The 23,813-nt window shown below is 71.6% G+C and carries 16 protein-coding genes; 11 read left to right on the top strand and 5 right to left on the bottom strand.

Going from position 1 to position 23,813, the window contains the following annotated elements:
• Nucleotides 1-7 precede the first annotated feature (7 nt).
• The 5 genes from H1W00_RS04145 (at nt 8) to H1W00_RS04165 (ending at nt 6,710) form a co-directional block, all read left to right on the top strand.
• Nucleotides 8-1,051, top strand: a complete 1,044-nt coding sequence (locus tag H1W00_RS04145; protein WP_181753866.1) for a winged helix DNA-binding domain-containing protein — start codon at nt 8-10, stop codon at nt 1,049-1,051.
• Nucleotides 1,052-1,130: 79 nt separating this feature from the next.
• Nucleotides 1,131-2,729, top strand: coding sequence for an acyl-CoA carboxylase subunit beta (locus tag H1W00_RS04150; RefSeq protein WP_181753868.1), 1,599 nt, complete (start codon nt 1,131-1,133; stop codon nt 2,727-2,729).
• Between the two features lie 76 nt (nt 2,730-2,805).
• Nucleotides 2,806-4,713: an ATP-binding protein gene (locus H1W00_RS04155; protein WP_181753870.1), complete on the top strand. Its 1,908-nt coding sequence runs from the start codon at nt 2,806-2,808 to the stop codon at nt 4,711-4,713.
• Nucleotides 4,710-5,870: an acyl-CoA dehydrogenase family protein gene (locus H1W00_RS04160; RefSeq protein ID WP_181753872.1), complete on the top strand. Its 1,161-nt coding sequence runs from the start codon at nt 4,710-4,712 to the stop codon at nt 5,868-5,870. Before H1W00_RS04155 ends, H1W00_RS04160 begins: the two co-directional genes overlap by 4 nt.
• A gap of 93 nt (nt 5,871-5,963) precedes the next feature.
• Entirely contained in the window at nt 5,964-6,710 is a 747-nt protein-coding gene (locus H1W00_RS04165) for an enoyl-CoA hydratase-related protein (RefSeq protein WP_181753874.1), read from the top strand.
• 45 nt (nt 6,711-6,755) lie between these two features.
• Here the strand turns inward: H1W00_RS04165 and H1W00_RS04170 are convergent, their stop codons facing one another.
• Nucleotides 6,756-7,538 carry a hypothetical protein gene (locus tag H1W00_RS04170; protein WP_181753876.1) on the bottom strand — a complete coding sequence of 261 codons (783 nt, stop codon included), beginning with the start codon at nt 7,536-7,538 and terminating at the stop codon, nt 6,756-6,758.
• A 99-nt stretch (nt 7,539-7,637) separates the two neighbouring features.
• Nucleotides 7,638-8,420, bottom strand: coding sequence for a hypothetical protein (locus tag H1W00_RS04175; RefSeq protein WP_181753878.1), 783 nt, complete (start codon nt 8,418-8,420; stop codon nt 7,638-7,640).
• A gap of 144 nt (nt 8,421-8,564) precedes the next feature.
• On the opposite strand from H1W00_RS04175, the gene H1W00_RS04180 reads away from it, so the two are divergent.
• The 6 genes from H1W00_RS04180 to H1W00_RS04205 all read left to right on the top strand — a co-directional run bounded on the left by H1W00_RS04180 (nt 8,565) and on the right by H1W00_RS04205 (nt 20,244).
• Entirely contained in the window at nt 8,565-11,468 is a 2,904-nt protein-coding gene (locus tag H1W00_RS04180; RefSeq protein WP_181753880.1) for an NHL repeat-containing protein, read from the top strand.
• A gap of 225 nt (nt 11,469-11,693) precedes the next feature.
• The gene (locus H1W00_RS04185) at nt 11,694-12,548 is read left to right on the top strand and encodes a DUF6801 domain-containing protein (RefSeq protein WP_181753882.1); all 855 of its coding nucleotides are present in this window, start codon (nt 11,694-11,696) and stop codon (nt 12,546-12,548) included.
• An 8-nt stretch (nt 12,549-12,556) separates the two neighbouring features.
• Entirely contained in the window at nt 12,557-14,134 is a 1,578-nt protein-coding gene (locus H1W00_RS04190; protein ID WP_181753884.1) for an Ig-like domain-containing protein, read from the top strand.
• 82 nt (nt 14,135-14,216) lie between these two features.
• Complete coding sequence (locus H1W00_RS04195; RefSeq protein ID WP_181753886.1) at nt 14,217-16,304, top strand: HelD family protein; 2,088 nt, start codon at nt 14,217-14,219, stop codon at nt 16,302-16,304.
• Complete coding sequence (locus H1W00_RS16425) at nt 16,301-17,818, top strand: metallophosphoesterase family protein (protein ID WP_181753888.1); 1,518 nt, start codon at nt 16,301-16,303, stop codon at nt 17,816-17,818. The genes H1W00_RS04195 and H1W00_RS16425 overlap by 4 nt, the downstream gene beginning before the upstream one ends.
• A gap of 554 nt (nt 17,819-18,372) precedes the next feature.
• Entirely contained in the window at nt 18,373-20,244 is a 1,872-nt protein-coding gene (locus H1W00_RS04205) for an anthranilate synthase family protein (RefSeq protein WP_181753890.1), read from the top strand.
• A 3-nt stretch (nt 20,245-20,247) separates the two neighbouring features.
• Here the strand turns inward: H1W00_RS04205 and H1W00_RS04210 are convergent, their stop codons facing one another.
• The 3 genes from H1W00_RS04210 to H1W00_RS04220 all read right to left on the bottom strand — a co-directional run bounded on the left by H1W00_RS04210 (nt 20,248) and on the right by H1W00_RS04220 (nt 23,804).
• Nucleotides 20,248-21,627: a S1C family serine protease gene (locus H1W00_RS04210; protein ID WP_181753892.1), complete on the bottom strand. Its 1,380-nt coding sequence runs from the start codon at nt 21,625-21,627 to the stop codon at nt 20,248-20,250.
• A gap of 84 nt (nt 21,628-21,711) precedes the next feature.
• Nucleotides 21,712-23,112, bottom strand: coding sequence for a sensor histidine kinase (locus H1W00_RS04215; protein WP_206680039.1), 1,401 nt, complete (start codon nt 23,110-23,112; stop codon nt 21,712-21,714).
• Nucleotides 23,112-23,804, bottom strand: a complete 693-nt coding sequence (locus H1W00_RS04220) for a response regulator transcription factor (protein ID WP_078699795.1) — start codon at nt 23,802-23,804, stop codon at nt 23,112-23,114. The genes H1W00_RS04215 and H1W00_RS04220 overlap by 1 nt, the downstream gene beginning before the upstream one ends.
• Nucleotides 23,805-23,813 lie beyond the last annotated feature (9 nt).

Here is a 23,813-nt window from a genome sequence, read left to right on the forward strand (position 1 = left end):
GGCGGTCATGAGCCCAGCACAGGTCCGCGGCGAGCGGATGGCACGCCAGCGGCTGATCGGTGAGCCGTTCCCCGACCTGATCTCGTGCGTCAGCACGCTGGGTGCGGTGCAGTTCCAGGAGTTCGAGGACTCGCTGTGGTCGCTCGCGCGCCGCACGCAGGACCGCCCCGCGCGGGAGGCCATCGCGGCCGAGATCGCGGAGGGCGACCTCGTGCGCCACCACGTGCTGCGTCCGACCTGGCACGTGGTCCGCACGCAGGACCTCGACTGGATGCTCGACCTCACTGCCGACCGCATCCGGGCGCAGTCGCGCCCGCAGCTGCGCACGACCGGACTGCTCGAGGACCGCGACCGCCTCGTCGCGATGGTCGGCGAGATCGTCGAGGCGGCGGAGGCGCCGCTGACCCGCAAGGAGATCGGCGAGGCGCTCGCCCTGCGCGGGGTCGAGCTCAAGGGTCAGGCCCTCGGGCACGTCACCGTCAGCGCCGAGCTCGACAAGGTGGTCACCACCGGCCCGCGTCGAGGTCACTGGGACACCTTCGTCCCGTACGCGTCCCGCATCCCCACGGTCGAGCTCGACCGCGAGGAGGCGCTCGTGCGGCTGGCCACGATGTACCTCGCCGGCCACGCCCCCGCCACGGCGCACGACTTCGCGTGGTGGGCCGGGATCACCGTCTCCGACGCGAAGCGCGCCTACGAGGTGGCGGAGGTCGAGCCCGTCGCGCCGGCCTCCTCCGACGGCACGGCGCTCATCCTGAGCCTGTTCGACGAGCTCGTCATCGCCTACGCCGACCGCTCGCACTACGAGGTGCCCATCGCGGAGCGCGGCACGATCGACGTCTGGGGCGGCAACCTCGTCCTGCTCGACGGCGTCGTCGCGGCCACCTGGCGCAGCCTCAAGGCGAAGCGCAAGGACGGCCCGGGCCTCTTCGAGATCACCCCCGTGCGACCTCTCGAACCCTCCGACCGCGACCGCATCCACGCCGATGCCGCCGCCTTCATCGACCACCTCGACACCCCTGTCGACCTGCAGTGGAAGGACAGCGCATGAGCGAGCGCCAGCGAGCGAAAGTTGGGCATCGAATGACGACGCCGTCGTACCGTTTCTGCTTCTCCACGGCGGTGGCGTCATGAGCGCAGTCAGGACCGCCGTCGACCCGACGACGGGCGCGTACGCCGAGAACCGGGAGGCGGCGCTCGCGCGCGTCGCCGACCTCGCCGAGCAGCACGCGAAGGCGCTGGCCGGCGGCGGCGAGAAGTACGTCGCCCGTCACCACGGCCGCGGCAAGCTGACCGCCCGGGAGCGCATCGAGCTGCTTGTCGACCAGGACTCGCCGTTCCTCGAGCTGGGCGCCCTGGCCGGCTGGGGCACCGACTTCACGGTCGGCGGCTCGATCATCACGGGCATCGGCGTCGTCGAGGGCGTCGAGTGCATGATCATCGCGAACGACCCCACGGTGAAGGGCGGCTCGTCGAACCCCGTCACGGTCAAGAAGGGCTTCCGCGCGGCGCAGGTCGCGGCCGAGAACCGGCTGCCCACGATCAACCTCGTGGAGTCCGGCGGCGCCGACCTCCCGACGCAGAAGGACATCTTCATCCCGGGCGGCGCCAGCTTCCGCAACATCACGCAGGCCAGCGAGGACCGCCGCCCGACGGTGGCCCTCGTCTTCGGCAACTCCACGGCCGGCGGCGCCTACGTGCCAGGCATGAGCGACTACGTCGTCATGGTCGACGGTGGCGCGAAGGTCTTCCTCGGCGGTCCGCCGCTGGTGAAGATGGCCACGGGCGAGGAGTCCGACGACGAGTCGCTCGGCGGCGCGCAGATGCACGCGAAGCAGTCCGGCTTGGCCGACTACCTCGCCGTGGACGAGCGCGACGCGATCCGCCTCGGCCGCCAGATCATCCGGCGCATCAACTGGCGCAAGGCCGGCCCCGTGCCGGCCTCCGTCTACGACGAGCCGGTGCTCGACGCCGAGGAGCTGCTGGGCATCGTCCCGACCGACCTCAAGGTGCCGTTCGACCCGCGCGAGGTCATCGCGCGGCTCGTCGACGGCAGCGAGTTCGACGAGTTCAAGCCGCTGTACGGCCAGAGCCTCGTCACCGGCTTCGCGCAGCTGCACGGCTACCCGATCGGCATCCTGGCCAACGCGCAGGGCGTGCTGTTCAGCCAGGAGGCGCAGAAGGCCGCGCAGTTCATCCAGCTGGCGAACCAGACCGACACGCCACTGCTGTTCCTGCACAACACCACCGGCTACATGGTCGGCGCGGAGTACGAGCAGGGCGGCATCATCAAGCACGGCGCCCAGATGATCAACGCGGTCTCGAACAGCAAGGTGCCGCACATCTCGATCGTGATGGGCGCGTCCTACGGCGCGGGCCACTACGGCATGAGCGGCCGCGCGTACGACCCGCGCTTCATGTTCAGCTGGACGGGCGCGAAATCGGCCGTGATGGGCCCGGCGCAGCTGGCGGGCGTGATGGAGATCGTCGCGCGCCAGTCGTCGGAGTCGAAGGGCATCCCGTTCGACGCCGAGGGATTCCAGGGCATCAAGGACCTCGTCGAGGCCCAGATCGAGGAGCAGTCGCTGGCCTACTTCACCAGCGGCCTGGGCTACGACGACGGGGTCATCGACCCGCGCGACACCCGCACCATCCTGGGCATCTGCCTGTCCGCGATCGCCAACGCACCCGTCGAGGGCGCCCGCGGCTACGGGGTGTTCCGCCTGTGAGCGCATCGCCCGATCTCGATACGCCGCGTCTCGCTGCGCTCGCCGCGGCACTCGATCACCGAACTGGAGCCACCGCATGACCATCAAGAGAGTCCTGGTCGCCAACCGCGGCGAGATCGCGCGGCGGATCTTCCGCACGTGCCGCGACCTCGGCATCGAGACGGTGGCGGTGTACTCCGACGCCGACGCCGGGATGCCCTTCGTGGCCGAGGCCGACGTGTCGGTGCGGCTGCCCGGCAGCGCCCCCTCGGACACGTACCTGCGCGGCGACCTCGTGATCGAGGCGGCCCGCCGCAGTGGCGCGGACGCGATCCACCCCGGCTACGGCTTCCTGTCCGAGAACGCCGGGTTCGCCCGGGACGTGGAGAGCGCCGGGCTGGTCTGGATCGGGCCGAGCCCGGAGTCCATCGACCAGATGGGCAGCAAGATCCGCGCGAAGGAGATCATGGCCGCCGCGGGCGTGCCGATCCTCGCGGTCGACCTCGACGGCGTCACCCCCGGCGAGCTGCCGCTGCTCGTCAAGGCCAGTGCCGGCGGCGGTGGTCGCGGCATGCGCGTCGTGGAGCAGCTCGACGACCTCGACGCCGAGCTCGCGAAGGCCCGGGCGGAGGCCGAGTCCGCGTTCGGCGACGGCACGGTGTTCGTCGAGCCCTACCTGCCCCGGGCCCGTCACGTCGAGGTGCAGATCCTCGCGGACACCCACGGCACGGTGTGGGCCGTCGGCGATCGCGACTGCTCGATCCAGCGCCGCCACCAGAAGGTCGTGGAGGAGGCGCCGGCGCCCGGGCTCTCCGACCGCGCCCGGACGACGCTGCACATCGCCGCCCGCGAGGCCGCGAAGGCCGTGAGCTACCGCGGCGCCGGCACCGTGGAGTTCCTCGTCGACGGCGACCGCGTGTTCTTCCTCGAGATGAACACCCGCCTGCAGGTGGAGCACCCGGTCACCGAGGAGGTGCACGGGCTCGACCTGGTCGCGGAGCAGATCCGCATCGCCGAGGGTGGAGCCCTCACCGGGACGGTCCGTGAGCCGAACGGTCACGCGATCGAGGTCCGGCTCTACGCCGAGGACCCCGCCGAGGACTGGTCCCCCCAGACCGGCACGATTCGCGCGTTCGACTTCCCCGACTCGGTGCGCGTCGACTCGGCCGTCGAGGTGGGCAGCGTCGTGGGCATCCACTACGACGCGATGATCGCCAAGGTCATCGCCCACGGTCCCGACCGGGCCACGGCCCTGCGCACGCTGGTCGATGCACTGCGTCGGTCCCGCGTGCACGGCGTCACGACGAACCGGTCGGCGCTGCGGCAGATCCTCGAGGCGCCGCAGGTGCGGGACGCCGACCTGTGGACCTCGATGCTGGAGGAGCACGCCGACGACTGGTTCGGTGCCGAGACGCCGGACTCGCTGGTACCGGTCGCTGCCGCGCTGGCCGAGGCCACGCTCGCGGCCTCCTCGGCGAGGGTGCTGTCCCGCATCCCCGCCGGCTTCCGCAACGTGCCCAGTCAGCCCCTCACGCGCGAGTACGAGGGCCACGAGCCCGTCGCGTACCGCAGCGCCCAGGGTCGCCTGGTGGTCGACGGCGCCGACGTCGTCTCCGTCGCGGTCGACGGCTCCACCGTCGAGATCATGCTCGAGGTCGAGGGCGTCACCCGCCGCTACCGCGTCGCGGTGGCGCCGGGCCACGTCGACGTGGACGGCCCGGACGGCTCGACGAGCCTCGTCCCCGTGCCCCGCTTCGTCGACCCGGCGGACGTGGTGGCCGAGGGCTCGCTGCTGGCGCCCATGCCGGCGGCGGTCACGGCGGTGAAGGTCGCCGACGGCGATCGCGTCGCGAAGGGCGACCCCGTGGTCGTCCTCGAGGCGATGAAGATGCAGCACACGATCGCGGCGCCCTCCGACGGCGTCGTCAGCGGCCTGGCCGTGAGCGTCGGGCAACAGGTCGAGGCCGGAGCGGTCCTCGCCGTCATCGAGGAGGAGACCGAATGAGCAACTTCACGGAGTCCGAGGAGCGGCGCGAGCTGCGCAAGGCGGTCGCGGCGCTCGGCGCCAAGTACGGCGAGCACTACTTCTACGACGCCGCGAAGGAGGGCCGCAAGACCACGGAGCTGTGGTCGGAGGCCGGGAAGCTCGGCTACCTCGGCGTCTCGATCCCCGAGGAGTTCGGCGGCGGGGGTGGTGACATCGGCGACCTCGCCGCGGTCTGCGAGGAGCTGGCGATCGCCGGCTGCCCGCTGCTGCTGATGGTGGTCTCGCCCGCGATCGTCGGCACGGTCATCGCCCAGTACGGGACGCAGGAGCAGAAGCAGCGCTGGCTGCCCGGCCTGGCCGACGGCACCGCGACCTACGCGTTCAGCATCACCGAGCCGGACGCCGGGTCGAACTCGCACCACCTGGTCACGACGGCCACGAAGTCCGAGGACGGCTGGATCCTCAAGGGCGGCAAGACCTACATCTCGGGCGTGGACGAGGCCAGCCACGTGCTGGTCGTGGGCCGCATGGCCGACTCGAAGAGCGGCAAGCTCAAGCCCGCGCTGTTCATGGTGCCCACCGACGCCGAGGGCTTCAGCGCCCAGGAGATCGACATGGGCCTCACCAGCCCGGAGAAGCAGTTCACGCTGTTCTTCGACGACATCAGGCTGCCGGCCGATGCGTTGGTCGGCAGTGAGGACGCCGGCCTCGAGCAGCTGTTCGCGGGCCTGAACCCCGAGCGGATCATGGCCGCGTCCATGGGCACGGGTACCGCGCGCTGGGCGCTGAACAAGGCCGTCGCCTACGCCAAGGAGCGCGACGTCTGGGGCAAGCCGATCGGCGCGCACCAGGCCATCGCCCACCCGCTCGCGCAGCTGCACATCGACATCGAGATGACGCGTCTGCTCACCCAGAAGGCCGCGGCGCTCTACGCCGCGGGCGACCTGATGGGTGCGGGCGAGGCGGCCAACATGGCCAAGGTCGCCGCCGGCGACGCTGCCGCGAAGGCCGTCGACACCGCCATCCAGACGCACGGCGGCAACGGCCTGGCGAACGAGTACGGTCTGGTGCAGGCGCTCGCCTCGTCGCGACTGTCGAACATCGCGCCCGTCAGCAAGCAGATGGCCCTCAACTTCGTCGCCCAGTTCTCGCTGGGCCTGCCGAAGTCCTACTGATCTCGACAGTCCACTCGATCACCGGGCCCGGTGGTTGAGTAGCGGGCGAGGCACGAGCCGCGTATCGAAACCACCGCAGCGGAACGGAGCACCATGACCGAACTCGTCCATCTGGACGTCGCCGACGGCGTCGCGACGATCACGCTCGACAGCGAGCACAACCGCAACGCGCTCAGCCGCCAGCTCGTGACGGAGCTGGGGGCGCACCTGGGCACCGCGGAGGCCGACGCCGACGCCAAGGTGATCGTGCTGCGCTCGGCCCACCGGGTGTTCTGCTCGGGCGCCGACCTGTCCGAGGCCGCGGAGGGGGCGATGCAGGAGGGCGCCAGCGCCCTGGTCGACCTGCAGCGCCGCATCGCGACGAGCGCCAAGCCCGTCGTGGTCGTGCTGGGCGGCCCGGTCCGCGCGGGCGGCCTGGGGCTCGTGGGCGCCGCCGACATCGTGCTCGCCACGGCGTCGGTCACGTTCGCGCTGACCGAGGTCCGGCTGGCGCTCGCGCCGGCCGTCATCAGCCTGTCGCTGCTGCCGCGACTCGCGCCGCGAGCGGCATCCGACCTCTTCCTCACCGGCCGGAAGTTCGACGCGGCGGAGGCCCAGCGCATCGGCCTGGTCACGCGGGTCGTGGAGGACGACGGGCTCGACGCCGGACTGGAAGCGGTGCTCGCCGACCTCGAGCAGGGCTACCCGCAGGGGTTCCGCGAGACGAAGGCCCTGCTCAACCACGACCTCGTGGCGCGCATCGACGCACTCGGCGACCAGGTGGCCCAGCAGTCGGCTCAGCTGTTCGGCAGCGACGAGGCGCGCGAGGCGATGCTCGCGTTCCTGTCCCGCCCCCGCTGAACGACGAACGCCCCTCCCCGGCAGGGAGGGGCGTTCGTCGCGGTGTCAGCGCGGAAGCGCGAAGGACGGGAGCGAGTTCGTCCGGCACAGCACCTGCGGCGACACGGCGGCGACGGAGCCTCCGCCGAACGCGATCACTTGGGATCCCGCGACGGACGTGCGCAGCGGCAGCGGGGCCGCGTCCTGCCGGACATCGAGCTCGATGATGGTCGGCTCGTCGGAGAGGTCGGCCTTCTTGAACTCGAGGAAGCTCAGGCCGCCGTCGAAGCTCTCGGTGTCGGGAACGCCGACGCTCGTGCGGAAGGTGCTGCAGGCGCCGTTCGTCCTGAAGTAGCGCCCGCCCGAGAAGCGGATGGCCTTCGGGTACGTCCGGCCGGCGATGCTGACGGAGCCGACCGAGTTCGTGCCCTCGTCGGCGTGGCCCTGCGTGGTCAGGTCGATCCAGCGCCATCCGGTGAAGCCGCGGACCCGGCTGCTGCCGGCGCGGGCCTTCGAGGACTTCGGCGCCACGACGCGCAGCGAGTGCTTCCCGGCGGTCCTGACCTTGACGCGCACGGCGTACTTGCGGCTCTTCGTGGTGCGGACCTTGGCGACGGTCGTCCAGCGGCCGGCGCCGACCTTGCGCTGGACGAGCAGGCGCTTCTTCGCGGCCTTGGGTCCCTTGACCTTGCCGGTGACCTTGACGGTCGCGCCGACGGTCGGGTTGGCCGTGCTGGTGGAGATCGAGACCTTGTAGGCCGGCTTCCTGGCCGCCTCGGCCGCGGTGGCCGGTGCCAGGGTGAGCACCAGGCCGGTGGCCGTGGCGAGGGCGAGAGCGCGCAGGCGCATGGGACGGTCCTTCGGTTCGGGGGATTCGGCCCGGCCAGCGTAGTGGCTGGAGTGGCTGGTGGTACGTGAATCGACCCAAGCGAGGCGGTTCGTCCAGACTCAGAGCGAGGGCAGGACCATCCTCGGCAGGGCGTTGACCGAGCAGCGCAGCTTCGGCGCGACCATCGAGACGCGCTTCCGGCTGTTGTCGTCGCCGAACGCGACCACCTTCCGGCCCGTGACGGGGTAGCTGACCGCCTTCGGAGCGGCACCGGCCGCGGCGTGGGCGTGGTACTCGCGCTCGTCGTCGAAGTCGGCGTTGGCGGCCGTGAGGACCACGAGGCGGCCGGCGGCGTTGTCCGGCGTGCCGACCGAGCCGCGGAGCGTCGTGCACTTCCCGCCGGTGTTGAAGTAGACGCCGGAGTCGCGGAACGTGAAGGCCTTGCGGTACCGCTTCCCCGCGATGGTGACGGGGCCGTTCACGGGCTCACCACCCGTGGCGTGGCGCTGCTTCGTCAGGTCGAGCCAGCGGAAGCCCGTGTAGCGGCGGGCGGGACTCGTGCCGGCGCCTGCCGACGACGACCTCGGCGCGACGACGCGCACGTACTGCCGGCCGGCGGTGGTCACCTTCACCCGTGCCGCGTAGGTGCGCCGCGCGGTGGTGCGCACCTTCGCCACCGTCTTCCACGCGCCGCTGCCGACCTTGCGCTGCACGAGCAGCTGCTTCCCGGCCGCCTGCGGACCGGAGACCGTTCCGGAGAGCTTGAGCTTCGTGCCGACCGTCGGCCTGCTGGCGTTGATGGAGAGGGACACGGAGTAGGTCGATGCCGCCTGAGCCGCGAGGGGCGCCAGGGCGAGGACCAGTCCGGTCGCCACGGCGATGGCGATGACGCGCACGCGCATGCGGTTCTTCCTTACGTCGTCGAAATGGCGGCCACGTCAGCGTAGTGGCGCAGGAGTGGCTGATGTTGCGCGAAACGGTAGTCACTTCTGACCACTTGTGGCCGTTCGGCCACCGACGAGAAAAGTGGCACATACGTTCCACTGGTGAACTCACGCCACTCCCGTCACACGACGCCCGCGTCAACGCCCCATCGCGCGCGACCGCTGTCGATGCTGCTCGCCCTCGTCATCGCTCTCGCCGGCCTGGTGTTCGTGGCCGGTCCGGCCCAGGCAGCGGACGACGCGACCTTCGTCAAGACCTTCGGCGTCTCGGGTGACCAGGCGGAGGTCGTCGGCCACTCCTGGGACGTGGCCGTCGGCCCCGACGGGAGCGTCTACGTCGCCGACACCGACCACGCGCGGGTGCAGGTGTACACGCCCGACGGGGAGTTCCTCCGCACGTTCGCGCTGAGCAGCCACCCCTACGGGATCGATGTCGACGACGTCGGTGCGGTCTACGTGACCATGGGCAACGGAAACGTCGCCAAGTACGCCTCGGACGGCTCGCAGGTGTTCGAGGTGCATTCCCACACGTCGTACAGCGGCTACGGCATCGCGGTCGACGCGTCCGGGAAGATCTTCGTCACGGACTACAACGCCGGTCGCATCGTGGTGCTGAACGCCGAGGGCGCCCACCTGAACTCGTGGGGCGCCTACGGCTCCGGCCCGGGACAGATCATGCACGCGTACGGCATCGACGTCGACGACGAGGGCATCGTCTACGTGCCGGACTACGGCAACAGTCGCGTGCAGAAGTTCACCACCGACGGCACCTATCTCTCGTCGCTGACGCACGTCGGGGACGAGCCGATGAACGGCCCTCTGAAGGTCGACGTCGACGCGGACGGCCGGATCGCCATCAGCGAGTACAACAGTTCGCGCGCGTCCGTGCTCACGGCCGACGGCGACCCGGTCTCCTCGTGGACCTGGGATGGCACGCCCTACTCCCACGGCACCGCTGGCATCGCCTTCGGCGACGACGGCAGCGTCTACACGACCAACCTGAACCAGCGGGGCGTGCAGAAGCACCAGCTGGAGCCGGTGTTCGCTGCCTTCACCCCGCAGATCGAGGGATCAGGCCGGGTCGGCGACGAGCTGACCGTCACGGCCTCGACGTCACCCGAGCCGGCCTCGTGGACGTACGCGTGGACGGTCAGTGGCAGCACTGAGGTCCGCTCCACGGAGGCCACGTTCACGCCGACCGCCGCCGACCGGGGCAAGACCGCCACGGTCGCCGTGACCGCGAAGGGCACCGAGGGTGAGCCGCGCGACCGCACCGCCACGGCCACGAAGGCGATCACCGGCAAGCTCATGGACGCCAGTGCCTTCACGATCGGCGACTCCACGCCGACCACGCCCCCCACCACGGGCGACGTCCTGACGCTGGAGGTGGACGAGGCCAAGCTGCCCGAGGACGCCTCGGGCACCGTCCGCTGGGGACGCCTCGACGACGAGGCAGTCTGCGTGGTTCCCGAGGACGCCACCGCCAGCACGACCCGCCCCGTCGTCGACGGCGACGCGGGCGCGCAGCTCTGCGCCCGCGTGGCCTACGAGGCCTCCGGCTACGAGGACATGACGCTCACCGTGACCGCTCACGGCAGCACGGTGGGCACCTTCACGGCTCCGAAGCCGACGGTCGACGTCGAGTCGCCGGTCGTGGACGGGACGCTGACCGCCTCGGTCGACCTGGACGATGCCCCCGCGGGCGCCGAGGTCACGGCCTGGCAGTGGGGCACGCAGGCCGAGGGCGAGTGCACCGCGATCGCGGGCGCCGACGAGGCCACCTTCACCGCCGGCGTCGAGGACTTCGAGGACACGCTGTGCGTGACCGTCAAGATCAGCGCGCCGCACCACCAGGACGCGAAGGCGACCCTCGTGGTCGGCCAGGTCGGTGCCGGTGCCTTCGGCGAGTCGCCGACGGTGACGATCCCGGGCTGGACCGCGGTCGGCTTGGAGGCCTCCGCCTCCGTGACCGGCGGCGACCCGGCGGATGCCGAGCGCACCTACCAGTGGAAGCTCGACGGCGAGCCGATCGAGGGCGCCACGGCCGCCACCTACACGCCGAAGGGCGCGCAGCGCGGTCACGACCTCTCGGTCACCGTGACGTCCACGGCCCGCGGGTACGTCGCCGACGTGACGACCTCCGGCGAGGTCGAGATCGGCTCGGGCTCGCTGCAGGTGAACGAGCCCGCGTTCAGCACGGTTCGCCCGACGGTGGGCGAGGAGATCTCGCTGCCGCTCGACCTGTCCGAGGCGCCCGAGGGCGCCGAGGGTCACTGGCAGTGGGGAGTGCAGCAGGGTGAGGTCTGTGTCGCCATCTCGGGTGCGACGTCGGACTCCTTCACGCCCACGGCCGCTGAGGTCGGCGAGGTGCTGTGTGTCGAGGTGGGCGTCACGGCCGAGGGCTATGAGTCCCTCTCCGGGACGTTCCTCCTCGAGCACCCGGTCCTGCGGGGCACGCTGCCCGTCATTCGGGGCGTGCTCAGCAGCACGAGCCCGAAGATCGGCGCCTCCCTGACGGCGTCGCTGCTCTCGGGCCCGCTGCCCGAGGGTGCGAAGACGACCACCACGTGGGGCTTCGCCCCCGCCGCGGCCGACTGCGGTCCGTCGAAGGTCGCGAGCTCGTTCCGCGTCACCGCGGGCATGTCCGGACGCGTGGTCTGCGCACGGATCACCGTCACGGCGCCGGGTCACACCGAGTGGTCGACGACCCTGCGGACGAACGTGATCAAGGAGACGGCGAAGGCCACGGCCTCGCGCCTGACCGTTCGCGGCACGCAGGCCTTCACGGTCCGTGCCCAGGGCCTGGCCCCGGGTCAGCGATACCGGATCTCGCTGCGCCACCAGATGGTGACCGGCAAGGCCGACTCGTACGGCCGCGTGGTGCGCAAGGTCCGGTATGACAAGGGCCTGCGGTCGGCGAAGCGGACGATCGTGGTCCGCGGCTTCGACGGCAAGGGCAAGGTCACGTACCTGAAGAAGCTCAAGGTCACGTACCGGGCCCGCTGAATCGGTGGACGCACCCGCGGGCGCCGGCCGACCCCCGTTTGGCGGTCGGCGCCCGCGCGGCGCTTGCGTCGGCCGCGAACGGCCGACGCCCCCCACGAGCCGCCTGGCCACGCCCTGATACATCCGCCGGCGAGGGGTTCTCGGAGGCGCCCTGCGCGTGTAGGTTCCGGTGTGTAACTCACAGTGACAGGTGGGCTCGGGGGCCTGCGGAGCCAGGGGGCCGTCATGCCACGCTTCATTCCATCCGTCGCGGTCGCGACGTCGGTCGGCGCCCTCGTGGCCGCCCTCGTCGTCGCGTCGCCGGCGTTCGCCGAGTCCACCGATCCGACCGTGGTCCCCACCACGGCGCCGACGTCGACTCCGGTTGCCTCGGTGCCCGTCGGGCCGGGCGAGCTCGAGCGGACCTTCGCTTACCAGTGCGAGAGCATCTTCTGGGGCCTGAACCTCGGAACGCACTCCGTGAGCGTCCGGGCGACTGCGGACTACCCCGAGGTGGCTGCGCCGGGTGATGTCCTCGCGCCGCGCTCTGCCTCGGTCGAGCTCGAGTTGTCCGAGCTGCTGCGCCAGTCGGTCCACCTCCTCCTCAACGGCACGTCCTACGAGGGGACGGCCGACGCCGACTGGACGCTCACCACGGCGGGCCGCGCCACCGCCTGGGACACCGGGGACCTCGTCTTCCCCCGCGCAGCGGTCCCCGAGGGGATGAACGAGTCGTGGCGGCTGCCGGGTCGGGTCGACCTGCCCGCGGTGACGGTGCCCGACGACGCCGAGGGAGCGCTGTGGCTGAGTCTTCCCCAGCGCTTCACCCTGGCGGGCCAGATGCACACGACAAGCGGCGAGACCCACGACGGCGAGTTCACCTGCACGGCACCGGCCGACCGCGTCCTCGGGGGAGTCGCCCTCGAGGGCTCGACGGATCCCACCCCGCCCACGCCCGACCCCACGACGGACCCCACGCCCGACCCCGATCCGACGACGGACCCCACGCCGGATCCGACGCCCGACCCGACCGATCCCACCCCGATCCGACGTTCGGCCCGTTCCCGACCCCTCGTCCCCGGCCCTGCAGGGGAACCCTGACGAGGACCGTGACCTACTGGTGCGCCACCGTCACCGGGGGGCTCGGCCTGGGCGTGCAGCGGGTGGACGTCCGGGCGACCGTCGACTACCCCGAGGTGGCAGCGCCCGGTGACGTGCTTCCCGCCCGCCCGGCAGAGCTGGTGCTGAGGCCGCAGGAGCTGCTCCGCCAGAGCACGACCCTGCTGCTGGGCGCCCGGGAGTTCGAGGCCTCCTCGCAGGGCAGCGCGTGGTCGCTCACGACAGCGGACCGGACCACCGCCCTGCAGGCCGGCGACATCGTCGCGCCGCGCAGCGGGATCCCGCAGGAAGCCGGCCGCGTCTGGAACTTCGGGGCACAGGTCGCGCTGCCGGCCCTCACCGTCCCGGGCGACGTCGCGGGAGGCCTCTGGCTGAACGCACCCGACCAGTTCAGGCTCGACGGCACGTTCCGCAAGGCCGACCACAGCACGATCCCGGCCACGATGGACTGCACCGCCTCCGGCGACAGAAGGGTGGGTGGCATAGCGCTGGAGGGCTGGACGTACCCGACCCATCCGCCCACCACGATCCCGACGACTCCGACGCCGCCCACCGCGCCCGTGCCAACGGACCCGACCGACCCGACGGAGCCGACGGACCCGACGAGCAACCCCTACCCCGACCCCGCCGGGCCCGCCCCGATCGGTCCCGGAGTGCTCTCGAGGTCCTTCGAGTACGCCTGCCGGGTGAACACCGGTGGGATCGACCTCGGCGTCCAGCGCGTGGTCGCCGACGTGAGCGCGGAATATGAGGACGTCGGCCGGCCCGGGTGGGCCCTGCCTCCCCGCTCGGCCAAGTTCGCGCTGACGGTCGACGAAATCCTGCGCGACGCGGTCTTCGACCTGATCGGGGCCCGCCAGTTCGACGGCTCCACCACGTCGGGCACCGAGTGGGAGCTGGAGAACGCCGGTGGCGAGACGGCCCTGGCCGCCGGTGGCCTCTTCGTCGAGCGCGGTCCGGTGCCGCAGGAGGCGAACGTGCCGTGGGTGATGCGTGGACAGGTCGAGCTGCCCGAGATCGTGGTGGGGCTCGACGCAAACCCCCTGGATCCGCTGTGGCTGAGCGTTCCTGAGCGGTTCACGCTGCGAGGCTCGCTGGAGAAGGCGGACCACACCCTGATCCCCACCTCGCTGCAGTGCCTGGCCCCGGGTGACCACCGTCTCGGTGGCATCGCGCTGGGGTTCGTGCCGAGTCCGCCCACCACCCTTCCGACCACGACGCCGACGGCCGGGCCCACCGTCGAGCCGACGACCCAGCCGACGGTCGAGCCGACCACCGCGCCCACGACCGGACCCGTCCTGCTCCAACCGTCGGTGAAGGTGGGCGCGCTGGGCCTGTGGCGCTCGGCGGTGTTCACCGTCGGGGTGTCCGCCAAGGGCACGTTGCCCAGCGGGAACGTCACGGTCCGCCTGGGGGACAGGACCGTCGCGAAGGGGCGGCTGTTCCTCGGCGTCACCGTCCTCACGGCGTCGAACCTGCCCAAGGGACAGCACACGTTCACGATCACCTACGAGGGGGACGCGAAGGTCGCGGGGAGGACGGTGACGAAGGTCCTGCGCATCAACTGAGCCCGAAGCGTGGCGATGGGGCGTACCGGCTGGTGTCCGGTGCCTAGAATGGAGAGTTCCCCCACGCCACCGAAGGACGTCGATGAGCAAGCCCTCGCCCGATGAACGCGAGCTCCAGCACGAGCAGGCGTATGTCGACACGGTCTACGAGCGACTGGAGGAGTCCACCAAGGTGGCCAAGTCCCTCGTCGCCGAGGGGCTGGCGCGCGGGCACATCGGCCACGAGGGCGGACTCGTCGAGCGCGACGCGATGGTCTACCAGGCCTCACGCCGGCTGAGCGCCCTGCACGCCGCCCACGACGGGCTCGTGTTCGGTCGCCTCGACCTCGGCACCGGCGACGCCCGCTACATCGGCCGCATCGGCGTGCGCGACGAGGATCGCGAGATCATCCTCATCGACTGGCGCGCACCGGCCGCCGCCGTCTTCTACCAGGCCACCGCGCAGGACCCGGCCGGCGTCGTGCGCCGTCGGGTGCTGCGCTGCCGCGGCGACCGCGTGATCGGCATCGAGGACGAGCTGCTCGACGCCGACGCGGCCCCGGACGACATGGTCGTGATCGGCGAGGGCGCGCTGCTGGCCAGCCTGAGCCGGGCCCGCGACAGCTCGATGCACTCGGTCGTGGCCACGATCCAGAAGGAGCAGGACGAGGCCATCCGCGCGCCCGCGCGCGGCGCCACGATCATCGGCGGCGGTCCCGGCACCGGCAAGACGGTCGTCGCGCTGCACCGCGCGGCCTTCCTGCTCTACACCGACCGGCGCCGCTTCGAGTCCGGTGGCGTGCTCGTCGTCGGCCCGTCCGGCGTCTTCATGAACTACATCGAGCGCGTGCTGCCCAGTCTCGGCGAGACCAGCGTGGTGCTGCGCTCGATCGGCGAGGTCGTCAACGGGATCCGGGCCACGCAGCACGCGTTGCCCGAGGCCGCCGCGCTGCTCGGCTCGGCCAACATGGCCAAGGCGCTGGCCCGCATCGCCAAGTCGCCGCAGCCGGGGACGCCGAACCGGTTCGACCTGTTCTACCGCGACGACCGGCTCGTGCTCGAGGCCTCCGACCTCGCGCGGATCCGGCGCAAGGTGCTGTCGAACGGCCTGCCCAACACCACGCTGGGAGTCGTGCGCGAGGAGCTCGTGAAGGCGCTGTGGGAGCGCGTCACCGGCGACCGCGGGCTCGATCGCGGCGAGGAGGCGTTCGCCGACCACCTCGACGGCGACCTGACGTTCGAGACCTTCGTCGACGCGTGGTGGCCCGAGCTCGACCCGGTGGAGGTCTGGCGCACCGTCCCGTCCCGCCTCGGCGAGGTGGCCTCCGACCTGTTCACCTCGTTCGAGCAGCAGGTGCTGCGCCGCGAGTGGGCCGATGAGCCCACGATCGAGGACATCCCGCTGATCGACGAGCTGCGGCACCTCCTGGGCGAGGCGCCGGTCCGCACCGAGGACGACTGGGCGACGCCGAAGCAGATGATGAGCTTCGAGGAGCGTGAGCGCGAGGACCGGGTTCACGCCACCGGCAGCATCGACGACGAGGGCTTCGCCCACGTGCTCGTCGACGAGGCGCAGGACCTCTCGCCCATGCAGTGGCGGATGCTCGGCCGTCGTGGTCGCACCGCCAGCTGGACGATCGTCGGCGACGAGGCCCAGTCCTCGTGGCCCGTCCCGGCCGAGTCGGCCGCGGCGCGCGACGAGGCGCTCGGCACGATGCCCGTCCACCGGTTCCGGCTGTCCACCAACTACCGCAACTCCGCCGAGATCTACGAGTTCGCCGCACAGGTGGCCCGCCAGGCGATCGCGAATCCCGACCTCGCCGAGGCCGTGCGTCGCACCGGCGTCGACCCGCGCCACGAGGTCGTCGAGGGCGACCGGCTGGTCGAGCGGGCCGTCGCCGAGGCCACCGAGATGCTGGAGCAGGTGGAGGGCACGGTCGCCGTGGTCGCCCCCGCGAGCCGGCTCGCCGCGCTGGCGGAGGCGATGCCGGCCGACGACCGGCTCCGTGTGCTCGACCCGCTCGACACCAAGGGACTCGAGTTCGACGGCGTCGTGCTCGTGGACGCCGACGGCGTCGTCGGCGAGTCCGCGGCGGGCTGGCGCACCCTCTACGTGGTGCTCACCCGCGCCACGCAGGGCCTCGTCACCGTCGGTACGAGCCGTTCGTGGCTCGATAGGGTCGACGGGTGAGACGACTCCCCGCCGCGATCGGCCTCGTGCTGGTCGGGCTGGCCGTCGCCGTGCCCGTCGCCGCGACCACGTTCGTCGACACCGAGCGCACCGTCACGATCGGTGCCCACAACGCCACGGCGCGGCCCACCTTCGACGGGCACGTCAGGATCGTGGCCGGTCCGCTGCTGCCCGAGCTGCGCATGCCGTCGGACGCGCTGCTGGGCATCGGGGCCGAGGTCGTGCTGCGCGACAGCCCCGACACCGACCTCGAGCGGGTGCTCGCCCAGGACGCGGCGATCGCCAGCCAGCCCGAGGGCGAGATCGCGGCGATGACGTCGGAGATCACTGAGATGGGCCTCGCGGCGCTGCAACGCGGCGTCGCCGCCGGAGTCATCGCGATGGTCGTGGTGGGCGTCGGCTGGTGGGCGGTCGGCCCGCGCCGGCGGCGCGAGCTGCGCGAGCAGTGGCCGCCCGAGCCGCGCACTGCGCTCGTCGGCGGCGTGCTCGCCGTCGTGGTGCTGGGCGCCGTGATGGCCTACGCGCCCGACCCCGGCACGAAGCGCGAGGTCGCGTGGGTGCCGCTGCGCCAGGAGTTCCCCGAGCTGCCCGACGAGCCGCGGCTCGCGAAGGTGGAGATCTCGCGCGGTGCCGCGACGGCCACCAGCAAGGCGATCGTGCAGGGCGCCCTCGACACCTACGAGGAGTCGCTGGAGTTCTACACCGCACTCGCCGAGAAGACCAAGGACGTCCCGGTGCGCGCGCCGGAGGACGGCCAGACCACCGCGCTGGTCGTCACCGACCGCCACAACAACGTGGGCATGGACCCGGTCGCCCGCGAGGTGGCTCGCGCCGCCGACGCGTCGTTCGTGCTGGACCTCGGCGACGACACCTCGAACGGCGCCTCGTGGGAGGCCTTCAGCATCAAGTCGCTGCGTGAGACCTTCGAGGACCTGCCGATCGTCGCGGTCGCGGGCAACCACGACACCGGCCGCTACATCCGGCGCGAGATGGAGCGCAACGACTTCACCGTGCTCGACGGCGAGCCCACCGAGATCGAGGGTGTGCGCATGCTCGGCGAGAGCGACCCGCGCAGCTCGGGCCTCACCGCGGGCTACAACGGCAACGAGGGCGACAACATCGCCGCGATCACCGACCAGAGCGAGGCTCTCGCCGAGGCGGCGTGCGAGGACGGCGAGGTCAGCCTGCTGGCCACCCACAGCGCGGCGTCGGCCAAGCAAGCCGTGGCGCAGGGCTGCGTCGACCTGGCGATCAGCGGGCACCTGCACCGTCAGGTGGGCCCCACCAGCACCGAGGGCCCGAACGGCACCTCCACCGAGGTCTCGATCGGCTCCACCGGCGGCGCGGTCTACGCCTTCGCGCTCGGCACGAAGCTGCGCCGCGACGCCCAGGTGGCCGTGCTGACCTTCGAGGCCGGCCGCGTGGTCGGCCTGCAGATCGTCACCTTCAAGCCCGGCAGCGTCATCGACGTCGGCGACTACACGACCCTGCCGGTCCCGGTCGCCGCCGGCTGACCCTGATCTCGATACGCGTCTCGCTTCGCTCGCCAGCTACTCGATCGCCGGGGCCGGTGGTCGAGACCACGGGAGCGTGATCTCGATATGCGTCTCGCTTCGCTCGCCAGCTACTCGATCACCGGAGCGGGTGTGTCGAGACCACACGAGCGTGATCTCGATACGCCTCTCGCTTCGCTCGCCAGCAACTCGATCACCGGGCCGCTGGTCGAGGCCACGGGAGCGTGATCTCGATACGCGTCTCGCTTCGCTCGCCAGCTACTCGATCACCGGGCCGCTGGTCGAGGCCACGGGAGCGTGAGCTCGATACGCGTCTCGCTTCGCTCGCCAGCTGCTCGATCGCCGAGGCCGGTGGTCGAGTGCCGGCGAGCGCAGCGAGACGGTGTATCGAGACCATGGGGCACTCGACGGCGAGCGCGCCCGCTACGCTGTGCGCATGTCGACGACCAGCACCTGGTGGCCCCTCCGCTGATGAGGACTGTCGACGTACCCACGCCCAGACCCCCACATGGCGGTCTGGGCGTTGCTCGTCCGACCGCGGGAAGAAGACCACGATGACGCAAGACCTCCTCGACGACGTGCTGGCCCAGCCCGCGTTCGCGCTGATCCGCGGACGCGAGGCCGACCGGGTCGCGCTCATCGGCGGCCCCCGGTCCGACATCGAGCGGCTCGCGGACATCCCGCTGGCCGACGGCCCCGGACCGGCGTGGGACCACCTCGTGCTCGTGCCGTTCGCGCAGGTCGCCGAGCGTGGCTTCGAGGCCCACCAGGACGGCACGCCGCTCTCGGTGATCGAGGCGCGCTCGAACCACGACGTCGCCCTCGCCGACCTGCTCGAGGTGCTGCCCGACGGCCCCATCGACCTCGCCGACCGCGGCGGCTTCGAGACCTCCGACGAGGACTACGCGGCCATGGTGCGCCGCATCATCGACGACGAGATCGGCCAGGGCGAGGGCGCGAACCTCGTCATCGGTCGCCGCTACCGCGCCACCGTCGCCGACTGGGACCACACGAAGGCGCTCGCCGTCTTCCGCCGCCTGCTCGAGCGCGAGCGCGGCGCGTTCTGGACCTTCTGCATCTTCACCGGCGACCGCTACCTCATCGGCGCCAGCCCCGAGCGGCACGTCAGCCTCGACGACGGCCAGCTGCGGATGAACCCGATCAGCGGCACGTTCCGCATGCGCGGTCTCGAGACCCACGCCGACCGCAAGCGCGAGCTGCTGAAGTTCCTCTCCGACGAGAAGGAGATCTACGAGCTCTTCATGGTCGTGGACGAGGAGCTCAAGATGATGTGCGACCTGTGCCACGAGGGTGGCCTGGTCCTGGGCCCGTACCTCAAGCCGATGAGCCACCTCGTGCACACCGAGTACCTGCTGGCCGGCCGCACGGATCGCGACCCGCGCGAGATCCTGCGCGACTCGATGTTCGCCGCCACGGTCACGGGCAGCCCGGTCGAGAACGCCTGCCGACTGATCAAGCAGTACGAGCCGCAGGGCCGGGGCTACTACGCCAGCGTGGCGGCCCTCGTCGGGCGCGACGAGAACGGCACGCCGCGCCTCGACGCGCCCATCCTCATTCGCACGGCCGACGTCGACCTCGAGGGCAACCTCACGGTCACGGCGGGCGCCACGCTCGTGCGCGACTCCGACGCCGAGTACGAGACGAGCGAGACGTGGGCCAAGGCGTCCGGCGTGCTCAGCGCATTCGGCCTGGTGGCCGCCGCCCCCGAGCCGGTGGAGGGCTTCGACGCCTTCACCCGCGAGGACGACGTGCTCATCGCGCTCGGCTCACGCAACCAGCGGCTGAGCCAGTTCTGGCTGAGTGACCAGTCCGGCACCCGCCCGACGCCCGCACTGGAGGGCAAGCGCGTCGTGGTGCTCGACGGCGAGGACGACTTCGTCAACATGCTGTCCCACGTCTTCGGCGTGATGGGCATGACCACCGACGTGATCCGCCACGACGAGTGGACCGAGTCGGCGCTCGACGGCCACGACCTCGTGGTGGTCGGCCCGGGCCCGGGCGATCCGCGTGACGGCGACGACGCGAAGATCGCCACCCTGCGGGCCGCCACCCGCCGGCTGCTCGACCGCGGCCAGTCGTTCCTGGCGATCTGCCTGGGCCACCAGACGCTGTGCCACGAGCTCGGTCTCGACCTGGGCTACAAGGACATCGTCTTCCAGGGCACCCAGAGCGCTCTTCCCGTCCTGGATCGCACCGAGACCGTGGGCTTCTACAACACGTTCGTGGGCCGGGTCCCGGAGTCGGGCCTGCCCGAGGGCGTGACGGTGCAGACGGACCCGGCCACCGGTGACATCCACCTGGTGGCCGGGCCTCACTACCGCGGGATCCAGTTCCACGCCGAGTCGGTGCTCACCCAGAACGGCTACGCCATCCTGCGCGATCTCACCGAGGCGCTGCTGGGCTGACGCTCAGTTCTGCTGGCGAGCGAGGGCGCCCTCGTCGCTGCCGAGCTCGACCTCGATCTCCTGGGTCTTGTCGCCGCGCAGCACGGTCAGCTTGATCGTGTCGCCCGGCTTGTAGCCGCGCACCGTCGCGACGAGCGCGTCGTTGCTGGAGACCGGGTTGCCGTCGACCTGGGTGACGATGTCGCCGGCCTTCAGGCCCGCCTTCTCGCCGGCGCTGCCGGAGGTGACCTCGCCGATCTCGGCGCCGATGCTGGTTACCTGGTCGTCGCCCGTGGCGTTGCGGACCTGGACGCCGATCTGGGCGTGCTCGACCGTCTGACCGTCGAGGATCTGCTTGGCGACGTTGTTCACCAGGTTGACCGGGATGGCGAAGCCGAGACCGACCGAGCCGTTGCCGTTGCCGCCGGTGTTGATGGCCGAGTTGATGCCGATGACCTGGCCCTCGAGGTTCACCAGCGGACCGCCGGAGTTGCCCGGGTTGATCGCGGCGTCGGTCTGGATCGCGGGGAACGTGGTGGCTCCGCCGTCGGAGCCGTCGCCGGGGGAGACCGGGCGGTTCAGCGCGGACACGATGCCGGTGGTCACGGTGGACTCCAGGCCGAACGGCGAGCCGATCGCGACGACGGTCTGGCCGACCTTGACGTCCTTGGAGTCGCCGAGGGTCGCGGCCGGGAGGTCGCTGACGCCCTCGGCCTTGATGACGGCGACGTCGGTCGCGACGTCGCGGCCCACGATCTCGGCCTTGGCGATCTTGCCGTTGTTGAACGCGACGGTGATCGAGCCACCGTCGGCGGCGGCCTCGATGACGTGGTTGTTCGTCAGGATGGTGCCGTCCTCGCTGATGACGACGCCGGTGCCGGTGCCCGACTCGCCGCCACCGGTGACGTTGATCTTCACCGTGGCGGGCAGGACGGCCGTGGCGACGGCGGAGACGTCGCTCTGCGAGCCCGACGAGGACGCCGGGCGGTCGAGGGACGTGCCGGTGACCGTGGTGCCGGTGCTCGTGTCGTCCTGCATCGCGTCGTAGATCGCGGCGCCGCCAGCGGCGGAGGCGCCCGCCAGCAGGACGATGCCGGTGGCGGCGGCCACCAGGCGACCGGCGCGACGCTTCTTGCGCGGCTGGGGCGCCGGGGTGGTCCCGTAGAACGGCGTCGTGGGTCCGCCCGGGTCGCCGGGGCCGCCGGCGAAGGTGCGGGTGGGCTCGTTCACGGCCACGGTGGGCTCGGTGTCCGAGCTGGGGGCGTCGGCGTACGACGGACGCTCCTCGGCGCGCGGCTCGGAGAACGGCCAGCCGCTCTCGGCCTGCGCGGGCTGGTGCGGCTCGTGCGGCGACGTCGGGGGCACGTAGGGGCGGTCGGCGTACGGATCACGCTGGTCTGTCATGGTTCAACCTTCCCGCGAGGACCTGAGAATCGCTTGTGAACAGGCTGGAGGAGCGCCCAGAAAGGTCTGGAACGCCGCGGACCGTCACGGCTCGTCGAGGGGGACGCTGAACGTGAACGTCGCACCCCGCCCGGGCTCGGAGGTCACGTCCACGGTGCCGCCGTGGCGGTCGGCGGCACGTCGCACGATGGCCAGGCCGAGACCGGAGCCGGGCAGCGTGCGGGCCTCGGTGGAGCGGTAGAAGCGGTCGAAGACGTGGGGCAGGTCCTCCGCCGCGATGCCGGGTCCCTCGTCGGCCACCGTGACGGCGCCGTGGTGCAGGCGGACCCGCACCGTGCCGCCGGGCGGGCTCCACTTCACGGCGTTGTCGAGCAGATTGGTCACCGCGCGCTCGAGCAGCTGGCTGTCGCCGATGATCCAGGTGGGCTCGAGCAGCACGTCGAAGGTGGCGTTCGAGGCGCGCAGCTCGACCCGCTCCACCGCGCGCCGCACCACGTCGGCGAGGTCGAGCGGCTCGGGGTCGCGGTGCAGGGGCTCGTCACGGGCCAGCTCGGTCAGGTCGCTCACGAGCGTCGTGAGCTCGTCGAGCTGGGCACCGACGTCGTCCAGCAGCTCGCGGTGGGCCGTGGCGTCGAGCTTCCGCTCGGGCTGGCTGCTGGCCTGGCGCAGCAGGTCGATGTTGGTGCGCAGGCTCGTGAGGGGGGTGCGCAGCTCGTGGCCGGCGTCGGCGATCAACTGGCGCTCGCGGCGCTGGGCGTCGGCGAGGGCCAGCAGCATCGCGTTGAAGGAGCGGGTCAGCCGGGCCAGCTCGTCCTCCTTGCCGCTCACGTGGATCGGCGTCAGCTCGCGGGTGACCGCCACCCGCTCGATGGCGCTGGTGAGCCGCCGCACGGGCCGCAGCCCGTTGCTGGCCACGGCCCAGCCCGCCACGCCGGCCAGGATCATGCCCGACAGGGTGGAGAGGATCAGCACGACCGTCAGTCGCTCCAGGGCGCGTCGGGTGGACTCCATCGACTGCGCGAGCATGAACGCCTGCCCGGGCCCGGCCTGGACCGCCACGACGCGGTAGGTCACGCCGTCGACGTGGGCGGTGCGCGCCGAGTTCTCCTCGATGCCGAGCGCCACCTCACGCTCACGGTTGTCGTACGGGAATGCGTCGTCGGAGTGGACCAGGAACTCGCCGCCACCGCTCTTGATCGACAGCAGCTGGATGCCCGCGAACGCCAGCAGGTTGGCCTCGTCGGGGGTGAGGTTCTGCGGCGTGTACCCGGCGTCCACGGCTTGGTTCGCCCGCTTCAGCATCGAGTCGTCCAGCGCGCCCACGATCTCTTGGCGCACGAGCACGAAGATGCTGATGCTGATGATCGTCAGGACGGTGGCCACCGCCGCGGTCGTCAGCAGCGCGACGCGGCCGGCCAGCGACAGCCGCTTGGTGATCGGCTCGAGCAGCGTGTGGGCGACTGCGTGGACCCGATCGACGAGCATCACGGAGGCGTCTCCCGCAGCACGTAGCCCACGCCCCGGACGGTGTGCAGCAGGCGGGACTCGCCCTCGGCCTCGAGCTTGCGCCGCACGTAGCCGACGTAGACCTCGAGCGAGTTCGCGGTGGTCGGGAAGTCGAAGCCCCACACCTCCTCGAGGATGAACGAGCGCTCCAGCACGCGCTTCGGGCGCTGCATGAACAGCTCGAGCAGGGCGAACTCGGTGCGCGTCAGCGAGATGGAGCGCTCGCCACGCCGCACCTCGCGGGTGTTCGGGTCGAGCGTGAGGTCGGCGAAGGTGAGCGCGGGCTCGTCGTCGAGCTCGTCGCGCGCCCGGCCGCCCCGTCGCAGCAGGGCGCGAACGCGCGCCAGCAACTCCTCGAGGGCGAACGGCTTCGTCAGGTAGTCGTCCGCTCCGGCGTCGAGTCCGTCGACCCGGTCGCTGACGGCGTCGCGTGCGGTCAGCACGAGGATCGGCACGTCGTTGCCGGCCGCGCGTAGCGCGCGGGTGGCGTCGAGGCCGCCGAGCCGCGGCATCATCACGTCCATGACGATCGCGTCGGGGCCCGACTGGGCCACCTTGGCGAGGGCCTCGGCGCCGTCGCCGGCGACCTCCACCGTGTAGCCGTTGAACTCCAGCGACCGCCGCAGGGAGTCACGCACCGCGCGGTCGTCGTCGACGACGAGGATTCGCATGCCCGGCCG

Origin of the sequence: Aeromicrobium phoceense (assembly GCF_013868155.1) — a bacterium.
Taxonomy (GTDB): Bacteria; Actinomycetota; Actinomycetes; order Propionibacteriales; family Nocardioidaceae; genus Aeromicrobium; species Aeromicrobium phoceense.